Below are 14,811 nucleotides of genomic sequence, written 5' to 3'. Positions count from 1 at the left end.
CCACTGCTGCCCGATGAGCGGGGTGCCCCGTTCGATCGGGTGGGCCTCCCAGGTCGGGTTAGAGTAGCGGAGTGAGCGACCTCCCGACCCCGCTGGAACGTGCCCGCTCCGTGTCGAGGGACCGTGCCCTGACCGAGCAGGCTGATCAACATGCGATCACCCTCGAATCGATCCTTGCCGTGCTCCGCTCCGGCCGACTCGCGGATGCGGCCGCGCGCAGGGAGGCCACGGAGATCGCCTCCTCCGCACTCATCCGTGCTCGTTCGATCCATGAGCAGCAGGAGAGCGTGCTCGAGCCGGTAGCCGAGGCATTCTCGCGCCTGCGCACCGAACTGCGTCCTCTGACCCGCTCCGGGCCGCTGCAGGTCCAGTTCGCAGAGCCTCCTGCGCGAGGACGGGCGCTGCCGGGCCCGGTCGCTCGGGAAGCCCGCGCCATCTCCCGCACAGCAGTGCTCTCGCTCATGGACCGCGCGGACGCTGCACGCGCCCGGATCGGCTGGGACTGCGATGGCCGCAACCTGCTGATGGAGGTCCGTGACGACGGGAGAATCGCGGTGACGGCGCACGACGACACACTGCGTCCGATCGTGGAGCGAGTGGCGGCGCTCGACGGAACCATGGACGTGGAGACGACCCCGGGCTGGGGGACGACGCTGCGGATCGAGATCCCGCTGGACCCACCCAGCGCAGCGCTCACCGTGGAGGGCGCCGAGGAACTCACCGACCGCGAGAAGCAGGTGCTGCGCCTGGTCGCGACCGGGATCTCGAACCAGCGCATCGGCGACCAGCTCGGGATCACGGGCAACACCGTGAAGTACCACGTGGCCAACTTGCTGCGGAAATACGGCGCCCGCACGCGCGCCGAGCTCGCGAGCATCGCTCACTCCCATGATGTGCACTCTCCGAGCGCCCAGACTCGATAGCGGGCCTCGGTCCGGACGTCGGCAGCGCTGTCGCACCCACTGCGCTGCGAGCCTCATGGCCGTGACCTCGAAGAGCTGGTGGCCGTCGGTGAAGGCGACGCCCCACGCCGTCCAGTACCAGCCCGACGCGAAACCGGTGAACGCACAGCTGTGACTGATACGCGCCGGCACGGCCCGCGTCCCACCGTGTTCCGGGTTCGCGGATCGTCCTCAGGCCTTCGCCGCCTGGGTGCGGCCCCCGCGACGGCTGGATTCCAGCATCTCGGTCAGTGAGCGCGCGTCATAGCTGCCCACCATCCGACAACCATCGATGAAGAACGTCGGGGTCATCTTGGCGCCGCTCGCCTCCGCGCTCGCGATGTCCCGCTGCACCCTCGCAGCAACCTCGTTGCTGTCGAGATCCTCGATGAACGCCTCGACATCGAGGCCCAGCTCAGCCGCGTAGCCGATGAGATCCTCCCTCTCCAGCGCGTGCTGCCGAGTGAAGACGAAGTCGAGCCACGGCCAGAACCTCTCCTGCTTCGCGGCCGCCTCGGCGGCCCGTGCGGCGAGGGGGCCGTGAGGATGGTGAGGCAGATGCCGCACGACGTAGCGCAGATCGTCACCGAAGCGCCCGTGCAGGTCTTCCCATGAGCCAGTGGCGTGCGCGCAGTACTCGCACTCGAAGTCCACGAACTCCACGAGGGTGAGCCGGGCGTCCTCCGGTCCGCGGATGTGATCCACCTCGGGGTCCACCGGAGAGTCGAGCGTCATCGGGAGATCCGCCGTCTCCTCTCCCCACCGACGGGCCGCGACCTTGAAGATCGACCAGCCCAGAACAGTGGCGAGCACCATCGCCACGAGCACGCCCAGCGTCGCCTGGCGCCCCAGATCCGAGGAGGAGTCGAAAGCGAGGCTGATGACCAGCAGCGACACGGTGAAACCGATGCCCGAAAGTGCTGCCCCGCCGAACACGCTGCCCATTCCGACCCCCTCCGGCAGTCGGCCTGCGCCCATCCGAACGGCGAGGAGCGTCGCGATCCCGATTCCGAGGAGCTTGCCGAGCACGAGTCCCGCGATGACGCCCCACGTCACAGGCGAGCCCAGCGAGTCGGCCACCACCCCGCCGCCCAGGTCGACCCCGGCATTGGCCAGAGCGAAGATCGGCACGACCAGCAGCGCCGTGGGGAGACGGAGGTACTCGTGCAACCGCTCGTTGACCGACACGCCCTTGGACAGCCCCCGTCCGACGGCACGCGCCGAGGAAGCGCTCGGGGATTGCCAGAAGTCGCGGAACAGCTGCCGGGCGGCGACCACCTTGTGCCGTTGCGTCGGGTAGGCAGGGATCAGAAGGCCGGCGATCATGCCCGTCAGCGAGGCGTGGATGCCGGAGGACAGAGTCGCCAGCCACAGCACGATGACGATCCCGACGTACGGAGCGGCACTCCACTGCCGGGAACGGCCCACCAGCCACAGGACGACGAGGCAGCCGAGAGCGACCAGCAGCGGGACGGGCCGGATCTCGTCGCTGTAGAACACCCCGATGATCGACACCGCAAGGAAGTCGTCGACCACCGTGAGGGTCAGGAGGAAGACGCGCAGCTGCCCGGAAAGCCGGGGGCCGACGATCGCGAGAGCACCGAGCATGAACGCCGTGTCCGTTCCGACGACCGCCCCCCACCCGCGAAGCCCCTCGCCACCGGACGCGCCGACGACCAGGACGTACACCAGCGCAGGCACCGCCACACCCGCGACGCCCGCGATCGCCGCCAGGCGGGCGCGACTGCTGTCCCGCAGAGCCCCGTGTGCGAACTCCTGGCGCACCTCGAGGCCCACGACGAAGAAGAACACGACCATCAGTCCGTCGTTGATCCAGTGGTGCAGATCCAGATGCAGGCCGAACGGACCGACGTCGATCCCCACGCTCTGTTGCCACAGCTCGACATAGGAAGAGGACAGCGGCGAGTTCGCCCAGAGGAGAGCGAAGGCCGTGACGACGATGAGCAGCACGGCCGAGCCCGACTCCGTGCGGAGTCTTCCGGCTATTCCGCGCGAGGGTGAGGTTGAGTGGGGCACGGCGCGATTCTGCCTGACCGTGCTGGACGCCGCCACTGGCTCGGACCGGCTCCGATGCCGCTGCTGTTCGGGTCCGAGGGAGTGGACGGGCGGCCGTGGGAGATCGATCCCCAGCTGCGCGCGAGGTGCGTGCGGCTCGTGCGAGAGCTCCCGCGGGGGTTCCCCTCCCACCTCGCCGCAGCGGACGCGGCCGCTTGGCAGGACGGCGTCCCGTGGGGGTCCGTGCGGCGCTGTCCGGCGCTGGACGATGTCGACGGCGGGACCAGTCCGGGTGTCACCAGCGCAGGGACTGCCGAGGTCAAGCGGTCGAAGGCTGAGAACGATCAGCTGTGCGAGGACCAGGAGACGCTTCGCCCGGCCACAGTTCTCTTCGCGGCGAGCTCGACCCGCGCAACCAGCGATCCTGGCGTTCGGCGACGTGATGCGAGGCGAGGGCTGCGGGGGCTGCCGGGCCTGGAGGCGTCGGGCCCGTATCGCAGCCCGCACCGTCATCGATGCCCTGGTCCAGGACAGGATCCGCGATCCAGTCACGCCAGTGACAGATCGGTGAGATCACTGCCACCTTGTCGAGGACGTATGTATGTGGCCTGCATCACGTCCTGTTGCACCGGGAATGAACCTGATCGGATCAGAGTTGAGTCGGGTGCACTCAAGAACGGAGCTGCTGAGATTGACATCGTCGATCTCGGGTTCTCTACTTGAGTCCGTACAGCTCAAGTCTTGCCGTCGGCCGCTGGTCGGCAGCGAAGATCCCGTGCGGCGCATCCGTCGCAGAAAGGCAGGCACCCATGTCCCGTGTCGTCGGAATCGATCTCGGCACCACCAACTCCGCCGTCGCCGTCCTCGAGGGCGGCCAGCCCACCGTCATCGCGAACGCCGAGGGCTCCCGCACCACCCCGTCGGTCGTCGCCTTCTCGAAGCAGGGCGAGGTCCTCGTCGGTGAGGTGGCCAAGCGCCAGGCCGTCACCAACGTCGACCGCACCATCTCCTCCGTCAAGCGCCACATGGGCACCGACTGGACCCAGGAGATCGACGGCAAGAAGTACACCCCGCAGGAGATCTCGGCCCGCACCCTCGGCAAGCTCAAGAAGGACGCCGAGTCCTACCTGGGCGAGTCCGTGACCGACGCGGTGATCACCGTCCCGGCCTACTTCTCGGACTCCGAGCGTCAGGCCACCAAGGACGCCGGCACGATCGCGGGTCTGAACGTCCTGCGCATCATCAACGAGCCCACCGCCGCGGCCCTCGCCTACGGCCTCGAGAAGGGCAACGACGACGAGCAGATCCTCGTCTTCGACCTCGGCGGCGGCACCTTCGACGTCTCCCTGCTCGAGGTGAGCAAGGACGAGGAGGGCTCGACCATCCAGGTCCAGGCCACCGCCGGCGACAACCGCCTCGGCGGCGACGACTGGGACCAGAAGATCGTCGACTGGCTGATCTCGCAGGTGAAGAACAAGGAGGGCGTGGACCTGGGCAAGGACCGCATCGCCCTGCAGCGTCTCAAGGAGGCCGCCGAGCAGGCGAAGAAGGAGCTCAGCTCCTCCACCTCCACCACCCTCTCCCTGCAGTACCTCTCGATGACCGAGAACGGCCCGCTGCACCTGGACGAGAAGCTGACCCGCGCGCAGTTCGAGGACATGACCTCCGATCTGCTCGAGCGCACCAAGGCCCCCTTCCACCAGGTCATCAAGGACGCCGGCATCAAGGTCTCCGACATCGACCACGTGGTCCTCGTGGGCGGCTCGACCCGCATGCCCGCGGTGACCGAGGTCGTCAAGGAGCTCACCGGCGGCAAGGAGCCCAACAAGTCCGTGAACCCGGACGAGGTCGTCGCCGTCGGCGCCGCTCTCCAGGCCGCGGTCATCAAGGGCGAGCGCAAGGACGTCCTGCTCATGGATGTCACCCCGCTCTCCCTGGGCATCGAGACCAAGGGCGGCGTGATGACCAAGCTCATCGAGCGCAATGCGGCCATCCCGACCAAGACCTCCGAGGTCTTCTCGACCGCCGAGGACAACCAGCCCTCCGTCGCGATCCAGGTCTTCCAGGGCGAGCGCCAGTTCACCCGGGACAACAAGATGCTCGGCACCTTCGAGCTGACCGGCATCGCGCCGGCCCCGCGCGGCATCCCGCAGATCGAGGTCACCTTCGACATCGACTCCAACGGCATCGTGCACGTGACCGCGAAGGACCGTGGCACCGGAAACGAGCAGTCCATCCAGATCACCGGCGGCTCCGCCCTGTCCGACGAGGACATCGACCGCATGGTGAAGGACGCCGAGGCCCACGCCGCCGAGGACGAGGAGCGCCGCAAGAACGCCGACGCCCGCAACACCCTCGAGCAGCTCGTCTACCAGGGCGAGAAGCTGCTGAAGGACAACGAGGAGAAGATCTCCGACGGCGACAGGACGAAGGCCGAGGACGCCATCAAGGAGGCGAAGGACGAGCTGGCCAAGGAGGACGCCTCCACCGAGGACCTCGAGGCCAAGCGCGACGCGCTGAACGAGGCGCTCCAGGCCGTCGGCACCGCGATCTACTCCCAGGCCCAGGAGGGCGCCGAGGGCGCTCCCGAGGGCACCGAGGCGCCGTCGTCCGATGACGACGACGTGGTCGATGCCGAGATCGTGGACGAGGACGAGGAGAACAAGTGATGACCGAGAACCAGAGCCACCCCGACGACGCTCAGCGCCCTGAGGGCGAGCCGCGGTTCTCCTTCACCGACAAGCGGAAGGTGAACCCGGAGGACGGCTCGGTCCGTCCCTCCGGGGTCGCCCCCGCCTCCGAGGGACAGGGCTCCCAGGAGCCGGTCGACCCGATCGATGCCGAGGCGGCGACGCTCTTCGAGCAGGCCGCCTCGGGCCAGGGCGGGGACTCCGCCCCGGCCGACGCCGGGCGGGTCGCCGAGCTCGAGGGCCAGGTCACCGCGCTCACCGAGCAGCTCAAGCGCGAGCAGGCCGAGTACGTCAACTCGCGCCGCCGGATCGAGGCCTCCGCCGAGGTGAGCAAGGAGGCGGCCGTGGGCCGCGTCCTGGCCGCCCTGATCCCGGTGCTCGACGACGTGGAGCTGGGCCGCCAGCACGGCGACATCGCCGAGGGAACGCCCTTCCACTCGATCGCGCAGAAGCTGGAGGAGATCCTCGGCTCCCACGGCCTGAAGCGCTTCGGCGCGGTGGGTGAGGAGTTCGACCCGAACCTCCACGAGGCCCTCATGCACGAGGACGCCGACGACGTCGAGACCGCGACGATCTCGCTCGTCATGCAGCCGGGCTATGCGATGAACGATCGCGTGCTGCGCCCCGCCCGGGTCGGGACGCGCGGACCCGCCTGAGAGCAGGCGCCTCCACCACGCCGGGGCGGGGCCCGTCGGTCCCGCCGACGGGCCCCGCCCCGGCTCATTCCCTACGAACACCACGAACCCTACGAACGACGCAGAAGTACCTGAGGCTCCCGGAAGGAGACGCTGATGTCCGGACAGGACTGGCTCGACAAGGACTTCTACGCGGTCCTCGGCGTCTCCAGGGACGCCGACGCGCAGGAGATCAAGAAGGCCTATCGCAAGAAGGCCCGGCAGTACCACCCCGACCGCCACCCCGACGACCCCAAGGCGGAGGAGACGTTCAAGGAGATCGGCGAGGCCTACTCGGTGCTCAACGACCCCGAGCAGCGCGAGCAGTACGACGCGATCCGCGCCATGGGCTCCGGCGGCGCACGCTTCTCCGCCGGCCAGGGCGGTCCCGGGGCCGCCGGCTTCGAGGACATCTTCTCCTCCATGTTCGGCGGCGGCCACGGCGCCCCGCGCGGCTACCCCGCCGGCGGCGGAGGCGGCGCGAACCCCGACCTCGACGACCTGCTGAAGATGTTCGGCGGCCAGGCCGGCGCAGGCTTCGGCGGCGGGGGACCGGCCGGCTTCCAGCCCGGCCCCTCCAAGGGCCAGGACACCTCCGCCCGCACCAAGATCTCCTTCCGCGACGCGGCGCTGGGCACCGAGATCCGGCTGAACGTCGACGGGAAGGCCGTCACCACCCGCATCCCCGCAGGCGTCCACGACGGGCAGAAGATCCGCCTGCGCGGCAAGGGCCGGCCCGGCCCCGGCGGCGGCCCGGCAGGAGACCTGCTGCTCACGCTCGACGTCGAGGAGCACCCCGTGTGGAGCGCCGACGGCGCGAACCTCAAGATCACGGTGCCCGTCTCCTTCGACGAGGCCGTGCTCGGCACCACCCTGTCCGTCCCGCTGCTGGACGGCGGCACCGTCTCGGTGAAGGTCCCCGCGGGCACTCCCTCCGGTCGCACCCTGCGCGTGCGCGGCAAGGGCCTGAAGACCTCCAAGCGCACCGGCGACCTCCACGTCACCATCCAGGTCGCAGTCCCCTCGCACGTCGAGGGGAAGGCGAAGAAGGCCGTGGAGGACCTCCGCGAGGCGCTCAAGGGCGAGGACCCGCGCGCCGGGCTCGCCGCGGCCGCCGCCAGCTGACCGGAGCCGAACGGGCCGGACAGGGGCGGCCGGCCGGTCCCTCCGGCGATCGGCACCGTCGGCCGCCCCGCCCGTCCCGACCCGTCCGTCCCCGCATCCCGGAAGGAGCTCCCCGATGGGTCCCTCGCCCCGTCTCGACGACCGTGCGCCGGTCTTCGCGATCTCGGTCGCGGCCGAGCTCTCCGGCATGCACCCCCAGACCCTGCGCCAGTACGACCGGCTCGGCCTGGTCGTCCCGCAGCGCACCCGCGGCCGGGGACGCCGCTACAGCGCGCGCGACGTGATGCGGCTGCGGGAGATCCAGGCGCTGTCCCAGGACCAGGGCGTCAACCTCGCCGGCATCAAGCGGATCCTCGAGCTGCAGGACGAGGTCCAGACCCTCCAGGACCAGCTGCAGCGCGTGCGCGAGACCCTCGAGTCGATGAGCCCCGCGCAGCGCCGCGTGTTCACCGCCGACCGCGACGGGGAGATCAGCGCTCTGCGCCGCGGCGAGCGTCCCCGCCGCAGCTCCGGCAGCGGCGCGCTCGTCGTCTGGCGGCCGGGCCACCGGCGCTGAGCCGCAGGCGCCGAGCCTCCATCGCCTGCACCGAGCGGGCGGGCGACGACGCCGGTCCGAGGCCGGCACCCACGCCCGGGCGGCCCGGCCTCAGCTGTCCCTCCCGGCAGCAGGCCGGTGCGGCTGCGCCCCGACCTCCTCGTACAGCGTCCCGAGCGTCCGCGCGATCTGCTGGATGTCCACGCCCTCGGCCGCCTCGCGTCCCGCCCGGCGGAGGTCGGCGAGCTCCCCGTCCAGCAGCGCAGTGAGCTTCTCCGCCGCGCGCCCCGGGAAGCCGGGGCCGTCGCCCGCGACCTGGTGCGTGAGCACCCCGTCGGGCATCCCGTCGCGGTAGATCGGGATCGCGCGCACCAGCGCCGGCACCTCGCAGGCCAGCGCCTCCCACAGCACGATCCCCTCGGTCTCCTCCTTGGTGAGGAAGCAGAAGGCGTCCGCCCCGCAGTACGCCTCGCGCACCTGCTCCGCCTGCACGTAGCCGGGGAAGAGCGCGTTCGGCGGCGCGGAGGCCAGCGCCCGCTCGACGTCCCGGGTGAGCATGCGGGGATCGGTGCGGCCGTACCAGACGAAGGTCACCTCCGGCAGCAGTCTCGCCACCTCCACCCAGTCGAGGATCCCCTTGCGCACCAGCTGCATCCCGACGCTGACCACCACGCGCGCCTCCGGACCGAGGCCCAGCTGCTCGCGCAGCCGCCTCCGCGCTCCCGGATCGGGGCGGAAGAAGGTCGTGTCCACGCCGTTGGAGAGCACCCGCACCGGGGCGCGCAGGCCGTACTCCGGCCGGGAGATGAGCCCGCGCGAGTACTCGCTCGGGGTGACCACGAGGTCGCCGCGGCGGTACAGGTGCGCGATCCAGCGACGGAACAGCGGCGCGACGCGGTTCGCCCCGGGGAAGGAGTCGCGGAAGTCCTCCTCGGTCGAGTGCGCCCACATCAGCACCGGCCGACGCCACAGCTGCGCCCAGTGCGCGAGCAGCGGCGTGTCCGGGAACGGGGTGTTCAGGTGCACCACGTCGAAGGGGCGCAAAGGGTTGGTGACCACCTCGTGGCCGAGTGCCCGCACGGCGGCCTCCTGATGACGGATCGCGGCGCCGATCCCGGACTCCTTCGCCAGCGAGGCGAGGCCGCGCGGCAGCAGCACGCGCAGCGGCTCGTCGCCGCGCACCCCGCAGCGGGGATGGCGTCCGGGCAGGACGGTGCGGGCGATGCGGTCCAGTCGGCGGCCGGCCCCTTCGAGGGGCCGACGGCGGCGCCTCGCGGCGCGGGAGCTCATGAGCATCGGGGAGTACTCCTCACCAGGGAAGGAAGCGCAGCAGCAGCGCGCTCACGCCGAGGCCGTAGGCGATCAGCGCCCACGGCTTGCACAGCAGGATGATCGCGACGTAGGTGCGCCACGTCATGCGGGTGGTGCCCGCGATGTAGCACAGCAGGTCGTCGGGCGCGACGGGCAGCGCGATCGCGAGCGCGAAGGCGCGGGTGAAGTGCGCGCTGCGCGTCCAGCCCAGGAACTTCTCCACCGTGCGCGGACGGAACATCCGCTCGATGAGGCCCAGGCCCACGTGCCGCGCGATCAGGAAGTTCAGCAGGGAGCCCGAGCACACGGCGAGGTAGTTCAGCACGGTCCCCTCGACGGCGCCGAAGAGCACCGGCCCCGCGATCACCAGCAGGCCGCCGGGGACGATGGGGAAGACGACCGAGGCGGCGGAGACCACGAAGAAGGCGAGCGGACCCCAGGCGCCGAGCGAGTCGATGAAGGCCTGCAGGTTTTCAGCGAGCGCAGCACCCCGGTGTCGAGCCCCCAGACCACCAGCGCGATGGAGAGGCCGAGGCCGAGCAGCGGGGAGAGCCGGGCGGCGATCCGCAGCGGGTCCCGTCGGATCCCCGCCTCCCGGCCTCCGGTCCCGGGGATCCGGTCGGCGCCGGGGCGGACCGGGGCGGCCGGGGCCGGCGCCGAGCCCGGGCGGGCGACGGGTGCGGGGACCGGCCGGACGGCGACGCGACGGGCAGGGGCCGCCGGGCGCGTCGGCGCGGTGCGGACCGCGGGGATCGTCCCGGTGGTGGTGCTCATGCGGTCACGACCGGGCGCGAGATGATCCGGGCGGGCCTGCGGCGCAGGCTCTGGCGGTACACCTCGAGCACGTGCCGACCGAAGTCCTGCGCCCCGCAGGTCGCCTGCGCGTGCTCACGGGCCGCGGTCGCCATCTCCTCGCGTCGGCGCGGGCCGTCCAGCAGCGTGGACAGGTGGGCGGAGAACTGCTCGGCGTCCTCGTACTGCCAGCCCGTGCGCCCCTCGACGACCACGCTCGCCAGCGACGGGTCGCGGCGGCACAGCAGCGGCAGCCCGCAGGCGAGCGCCTCGATGAAGGTCAGGCCCTGGGTCTCGCTGAGGGAGGCGCTGACGAACAGCTCGCCGATCCGGTACCAGCGCTGCACCTCGGCGGGATCCGCGACGCCCGCGAAGCGGACCCGGTCGGCGATCCCGAGCGCCCGGGCGTGCGCCTCGAGCTCGGGGCGGTAGGGCCCGCCGCCGACGAGCACGAGCACCGTGTCCGCCCGGTCCGCGGCCGCGACCATGTCGAGGACCTCCTCGAGGTTCTTCTCCTTGGCCAGGCGCGAGACGGAGACGAGAACCCGATGCTCGGGGGAGATGCCGAGCCCGCGGCGCAGCGCCCGGACGTCCTCGTGCTCGGCCTCGCTCGCGGCGGGGCGGAAGCGCTCGAGGTCCAGGCCCGTCGGCACGACGTGCACGGGGGAGCGGACCCCGTAGCCGGTGAGGATCCGCTGGACCTTCGCGGTGGGGACCACGACGGCGTCCGTCCCCGCCAGGACCCGGCGGGAGAAGGTCTCCACGACCTTCCGTCCGACGGAGCGGCTGGGGGAGTAGTAGTGCGTGTAGTCCTCGTAGATCGTGTGGTACGTGTGCACCAGCGGCACGGCGAGGGTGCGGGCGATGCGGCGCGCCCACACATGGGTCGAGAACTCGCACTGGGAGTGGACGACGTCCGGTCGCCAGCGCAGGATCTCGCGCAGCACGCGGCGGCTGGCGGGCATGCCGATCCGGGCGCGGTCGTAGACCATCGAGGCGGAGACCGAGCCGATGCGGTAGACGCCCTGCTCGCTCCGGGTGCGGATTCCCTGGGACAGCGTCAGCACCCGCACGTCGCAGCCGAGGGCGAGCAGCTCGCGGCGCAGGGTCTGGACCGAGGCGACCACCCCGTTGACCACCGGCTCCCACCAGTCGGTGGTGAGGAGCACTCGCAGGGGACGGGTCGGCTCGGCGTCCTGATAGGGGCTCGGGCGCATCCTGGTCACGTTCACCCCTCGAGGTTCGCACGTGGTCGCGCCGAGCGCCTCCGCCGAGCGGAGGAGAGGGGTCAGACCGTGGTCTGATCCTGCCTCCGACGCCTGGTCGTGCCTGGTCCTCGTGCTCATGCTCCGAGCCTATGACCGGTGCCCAGGGGCCAGAACCGGGCGCGCCCGACGCGTCGCGGAGAGTTTCCCCCTAGTGCGTCAGCCCGTCACCTGGTAACGGGCCGTGAGCGACGTGGACGCCAGCTGCTGGGTGAAGATCGCGAAGCGCGCCTGGACGTTGGCGGCCCCGTGCTCGACGCCGAGGGTCTCCGCCGGCAGGGCGTGGATCGAGAACTGGTAGCGGTGCGGGGCGCCGGCGGGCGGCTCCGGCCCGTCGTAGCCGACGTTCCCGAAGTCGTTCACGGCCTGGCGGATCGGCGAGCCGGCGTCCTCGCGGGCCACGCCCTGCGGCAGCGACGCGGCAGTGGCAGGGATGTCCCAGGCGACCCAGTGCCAGAACCCGGAGCCCGTCGGGGCGTCCGGGTCGTAGCAGGTGACCGCGAAGGACCGCGTCCCCTCGGGAGCATCGCTCCATGCGAGATCGGGGGAGAGGTTCTGCCCGCCGAGGGCCTCGACGAGCTGCGGCGGGGCGACCACCGTCCCGTCCGGCGTGGCGGAGGAGGTCAGGCTGAAGGTCTCGTCGGATTCGGTGACGTTCTCGCTCATGCCGATCAGCCTAGGCAGGGCGCGCGGAGAAGTCGACCGGACCGCGCCGGTCTCCCGCCCCTCAGAAGCCGTCGGCCGAGGGGCGCGGGTAGTGCTGGAGGAACTTCTTGACCTGGTTCATCTTCGCGGCGAGCACGTAGAAGCGGCGCCTCGCGCCCTCGACCCCGTAGGCGAGCGGGTGCACGGTGCGGCGCTTCCCGATCTCCCGCACCCGGGTGCGCAGGTCCGGGTCGATGATGTAGCGGCGCAGCAGCGGCCACGGCACGATCGAGTAGAGGATCTCCTCGCGCGGCACCAGCCGCTCCATCTCGCGCTGCTCGACGAGGTCCGCCACCACGGGCAGCGCGACGTTCGCCCCGGCCGCGGTCATGTAGTAGTTGTTCCGGCCGATGCGGGGGTTGACCTCGAAGAACTTCCCGACCCCGTCGCGGGGGTCGATCTTCACGTCGAAGTTCGCGTAGCCGCGGTACCCGGAGTGGTGCAGGAAGCGCACCGACTGCTCGAACACCTCCGGCAGGTCGGTCGTGAACATCGCCGCCGGGTTCCCCAGGGCGCCGGGGGTGTGCTCCTCGAGCAGCACCTGCGCCCCGCCGAGCAGGGTGACCCGGCCCTGGGTGTCGACATAGGCGGTCACCGACAGCATCGCGGTGTCGTCGCCGGGGATCATCTCCTGGACCACGAAGCGGTCCTGGTAGCCGGCCTCCGTGAGGCGGCCGACGAGGTCGAGCAGCTGGGCGCGGTCCGCGATCTCGAAGACCTTCCGCTTACCGGGGAAGGAGACGGCGTTGTACGCGGAGGAGCGGGAGGCCTTGGCGACCACGGGCCAGCCGAGGTCCAGCTCCGGCACCTCCGGCGCCGTGCCGCCCTCGAAGTCGAGCACGACGGTGCGCGGGGTGGCCACGCCGATCTCGGAGCACATCTGCGAGAAGGTCGCCTTGTCCGCGACGGCCTCGAGCACGTCGTCGTCCAGCAGCGGCAGGTGGAAGAGCTCGCCGAGCTCGTCCCGGTGCGCGGCCAGCAGCGCGACCAGGAAGTCCGCGTTCGCCAGCAGCACCGGGCGGGTGCCGCCGGGGCGTGCGGCCTTGTCGCGCCCCACCTGCAGCAGCGCCGCGACCATGTCCTCCTCGGAGGCGGCCATGCCGAGCTCCACGGTGGTCAGGATCGAGGAGTCCGCGACGGGGCCGGCGACCTTCCGGGTCACGACCGTCGAGGTGATCCCGTACTTCTCGTGGAAGGCGCGGGCCAGGGCGTAGATGCCGATGTCGCCGCCGAGCAGCACCAGGTCCACCTCGGGGGTCGACACGGCGGTGTAGGGGCGGGGCGGGGTGTCGGGCATCAGAGGGGTCCTTGTCGGTCGTGCGCGGTGCGGGAGAGGTCGTGCGGGGGAGCGAGGAGCGCCGGGGCGGGACGCTCAGAAGCCGGTGTCGGTGGGGCGCGGGTACACGGCGCGGTACTTGCGCACGAAGTTCAGGCCGGAGACGACCGAGTAGGCGCGCATCCACAGGCCCTCAGGACGGTACCGGAAGGGGTTGCGCAGCCCGCGCCGCGCCACACCTCGGACGTGCTCGCGCAGGGCGGGATCGCGCACATAGGAGAGCACGAGCCGCAGCGGCAGGATCGTGTAGAGGATCGGCCGGGTGACGCGCACCTGGGCGATGTCGCGTCCGTGCACCCGGTCCTCGACCACGTGCCGCGCCACCGGTTCGCCCGCGGCGGTGACGTAGTAGTTGTTCCGGCCGATGCGGGGGTTGATCTCGAAGAAGCACTCCCGGCCGGTGCGCGGGTCGACCTTCACGTCGAAGTTCGCGAAGCCCACGTAGTCCACATGGTCCAGGAAGCGCTCCGCGGCGGCGGTGAGGCTCGGGAAGTCGCCGGTGACCATCGCGGCGGGCCGGCCGAGCGCCTCGGGGGTGTGCTCGCCCAGCAGCACCTGCGCCGCGCACAGCAGCGTCACCCTCCCGCGGCTGGAGCGGTAGGCGGTGATCGAGCGCTGCGCGGTGTCGTCCCCCTCGATCAGCTCCTGGAACAGGAAGCGCCCGGTGAAGCCGGCCTCCCGCAGGGACCGCACGAGGGCCTGCTGCTCCTCGGCGGACTCGAGGAAGAACACCTTCTTCTTCCCGGGGAAGTCGACGTGGTGGTACTCGGCGGTGTTCGCGGCCTTGCCGACCACGGGATAGGACCAGGGCAGCTCCTCGTGCCCGTTCCAGTCCGGCTCCCCGGCCCGGGAGAAGTCGACGATGACGGTGGGGACCGTGTCGATGCCGAGCTCATCGCAGATCTCCGCGAACTCGGCCTTGTCCGCCAGGCGCGACAGCAGCTGGGCGTCGACCTGCGCGAGCAGGTAGTGCGGCTCCAGATCGGCGCGGAAGCGATCGATCAGCTCGATGAGGGAGTCCGCGTTGGTCAGCAGCAGCGCCGGCCGGCCGGCCGGGCGCTGGGCGGCCAGGTCGATCAGCGCATCGCGCAGGTCCTCGTCGCTCGCGTCGGCGCCGAGGGTGACGAGGTCCGTCGTGACCGTGCGCTCGTTCATCGCCACCGGGGTGCGCACCACGGTGGTGCAGCGCATCCCGTACTGGGCGTGGAAGGCGATGGTGAGGTTCAGGGAGTTCAGGCCGGCGCCGAGGACGACGACGTCGAACCCGGGATCGACCGGGGCGGAGGGCGGGCGCATGAGCGCGATCCTAGCGGGGAGGCGGGCTCCCGCCGCGCAGGGACGGGCCCTGCGCGGCCGGACGTGAGCACCGCGACTCACCGGCGATCCGCCGGCGGCGTCAGTGCTGCTCCTCCCCGGCGCAG

The 14,811-nt window shown here is 71.2% G+C and carries 12 protein-coding genes and 1 pseudogene; 6 read left to right on the top strand and 7 right to left on the bottom strand.

Features of this window, described 5'->3' with window-relative positions:
- Positions 1 to 71: 71 nt before the first annotated feature.
- The gene (locus DEU31_RS13110) at positions 72 to 923 is read left to right on the top strand and encodes a LuxR C-terminal-related transcriptional regulator (protein ID WP_133677473.1); all 852 of its coding nucleotides are present in this window, start codon (positions 72 to 74) and stop codon (positions 921 to 923) included.
- A gap of 22 nt (positions 924 to 945) precedes the next feature.
- A pseudogene (locus DEU31_RS17205) lies at positions 946 to 1,071 on the top strand (IS256 family transposase); the annotation flags it as partial.
- Between the two features lie 62 nt (positions 1,072 to 1,133).
- Here DEU31_RS17205 and nhaA read toward each other — a convergent pair.
- Positions 1,134 to 2,948: a Na+/H+ antiporter NhaA gene (gene nhaA, locus DEU31_RS13105; RefSeq protein ID WP_133677557.1), complete on the bottom strand. Its 1,815-nt coding sequence runs from the start codon at positions 2,946 to 2,948 to the stop codon at positions 1,134 to 1,136.
- Between the two features lie 818 nt (positions 2,949 to 3,766).
- On the opposite strand from nhaA, the gene dnaK reads away from it, so the two are divergent.
- The 4 genes from dnaK (at position 3,767) to DEU31_RS13085 (ending at position 8,002) form a co-directional block, all read left to right on the top strand.
- Positions 3,767 to 5,626 carry a molecular chaperone DnaK gene (dnaK, locus tag DEU31_RS13100; RefSeq protein WP_010550972.1) on the top strand — a complete coding sequence of 620 codons (1,860 nt, stop codon included), beginning with the start codon at positions 3,767 to 3,769 and terminating at the stop codon, positions 5,624 to 5,626.
- Entirely contained in the window at positions 5,626 to 6,303 is a 678-nt protein-coding gene (locus DEU31_RS13095) for a nucleotide exchange factor GrpE (protein ID WP_010550973.1), read from the top strand. Before dnaK ends, DEU31_RS13095 begins: the two co-directional genes overlap by 1 nt.
- Before the next feature lie 135 nt (positions 6,304 to 6,438).
- Positions 6,439 to 7,446 carry a DnaJ C-terminal domain-containing protein gene (locus DEU31_RS13090; RefSeq protein WP_133677472.1) on the top strand — a complete coding sequence of 336 codons (1,008 nt, stop codon included), beginning with the start codon at positions 6,439 to 6,441 and terminating at the stop codon, positions 7,444 to 7,446.
- A 115-nt stretch (positions 7,447 to 7,561) separates the two neighbouring features.
- Positions 7,562 to 8,002, top strand: a complete 441-nt coding sequence (locus DEU31_RS13085; RefSeq protein WP_010550975.1) for a helix-turn-helix transcriptional regulator — start codon at positions 7,562 to 7,564, stop codon at positions 8,000 to 8,002.
- 90 nt (positions 8,003 to 8,092) lie between these two features.
- Here DEU31_RS13085 and DEU31_RS13080 read toward each other — a convergent pair whose 3' ends face one another.
- The 6 genes from DEU31_RS13080 to DEU31_RS13055 all read right to left on the bottom strand — a co-directional run bounded on the left by DEU31_RS13080 (position 8,093) and on the right by DEU31_RS13055 (position 14,686).
- The gene (locus DEU31_RS13080; protein WP_133677471.1) at positions 8,093 to 9,277 is read right to left on the bottom strand and encodes a glycosyltransferase; all 1,185 of its coding nucleotides are present in this window, start codon (positions 9,275 to 9,277) and stop codon (positions 8,093 to 8,095) included.
- A 13-nt stretch (positions 9,278 to 9,290) separates the two neighbouring features.
- The gene (locus DEU31_RS17200; RefSeq protein ID WP_243733839.1) at positions 9,291 to 9,710 is read right to left on the bottom strand and encodes a VTT domain-containing protein; all 420 of its coding nucleotides are present in this window, start codon (positions 9,708 to 9,710) and stop codon (positions 9,291 to 9,293) included.
- A 352-nt stretch (positions 9,711 to 10,062) separates the two neighbouring features.
- Complete coding sequence (locus DEU31_RS13070; RefSeq protein WP_133677556.1) at positions 10,063 to 11,301, bottom strand: glycosyltransferase; 1,239 nt, start codon at positions 11,299 to 11,301, stop codon at positions 10,063 to 10,065.
- Between the two features lie 207 nt (positions 11,302 to 11,508).
- On the bottom strand, positions 11,509 to 12,015 hold the full coding sequence (locus tag DEU31_RS13065) for a YbhB/YbcL family Raf kinase inhibitor-like protein (protein ID WP_010550979.1): 507 nt from the start codon (positions 12,013 to 12,015) through the stop codon (positions 11,509 to 11,511).
- Between the two features lie 61 nt (positions 12,016 to 12,076).
- A complete protein-coding gene (locus tag DEU31_RS13060; RefSeq protein ID WP_010550980.1) occupies positions 12,077 to 13,351 on the bottom strand; it encodes a carboxylate--amine ligase in 1,275 nt (424 codons plus the stop codon).
- A 75-nt stretch (positions 13,352 to 13,426) separates the two neighbouring features.
- The gene (locus tag DEU31_RS13055; RefSeq protein WP_133677470.1) at positions 13,427 to 14,686 is read right to left on the bottom strand and encodes a carboxylate--amine ligase; all 1,260 of its coding nucleotides are present in this window, start codon (positions 14,684 to 14,686) and stop codon (positions 13,427 to 13,429) included.
- Positions 14,687 to 14,811: the final 125 nt, after the last annotated feature.

Origin of the sequence: Brachybacterium sp. AG952 (assembly GCF_004362645.1) — a bacterium.
In the GTDB taxonomy this organism is placed as follows: domain Bacteria; phylum Actinomycetota; class Actinomycetes; order Actinomycetales; family Dermabacteraceae; genus Brachybacterium; species Brachybacterium conglomeratum.
The sequence above is the reverse complement of the archived record's forward strand: the minus strand, read 5'-3'. Positions and strand labels throughout refer to the sequence as shown.

Bases quoted from the DNA above. Each gene is read 5' to 3' on its own strand.
- dnaK (WP_010550972.1), top strand. From the start codon at position 3,767: ATGTCCCGTGTCGTCGGAATCGATCTCGGCACCACCAACTCCGCCGTC.
- DEU31_RS13090 (WP_133677472.1), top strand. From the start codon at position 6,439: ATGTCCGGACAGGACTGGCTCGACAAGGACTTCTACGCGGTCCTCGGC.
- DEU31_RS13065 (WP_010550979.1), bottom strand. From the start codon at position 12,015: ATGAGCGAGAACGTCACCGAATCCGACGAGACCTTCAGCCTGACCTCC.
- DEU31_RS13055 (WP_133677470.1), bottom strand. From the start codon at position 14,686: ATGCGCCCGCCCTCCGCCCCGGTCGATCCCGGGTTCGACGTCGTCGTC.
- DEU31_RS13095 (WP_010550973.1), top strand. From the start codon at position 5,626: ATGACCGAGAACCAGAGCCACCCCGACGACGCTCAGCGCCCTGAGGGC.
- DEU31_RS13080 (WP_133677471.1), bottom strand. From the start codon at position 9,277: ATGCTCATGAGCTCCCGCGCCGCGAGGCGCCGCCGTCGGCCCCTCGAA.
- DEU31_RS13060 (WP_010550980.1), bottom strand. From the start codon at position 13,351: ATGCCCGACACCCCGCCCCGCCCCTACACCGCCGTGTCGACCCCCGAG.
- DEU31_RS13085 (WP_010550975.1), top strand. From the start codon at position 7,562: ATGGGTCCCTCGCCCCGTCTCGACGACCGTGCGCCGGTCTTCGCGATC.
- DEU31_RS13070 (WP_133677556.1), bottom strand. From the start codon at position 11,301: ATGCGCCCGAGCCCCTATCAGGACGCCGAGCCGACCCGTCCCCTGCGA.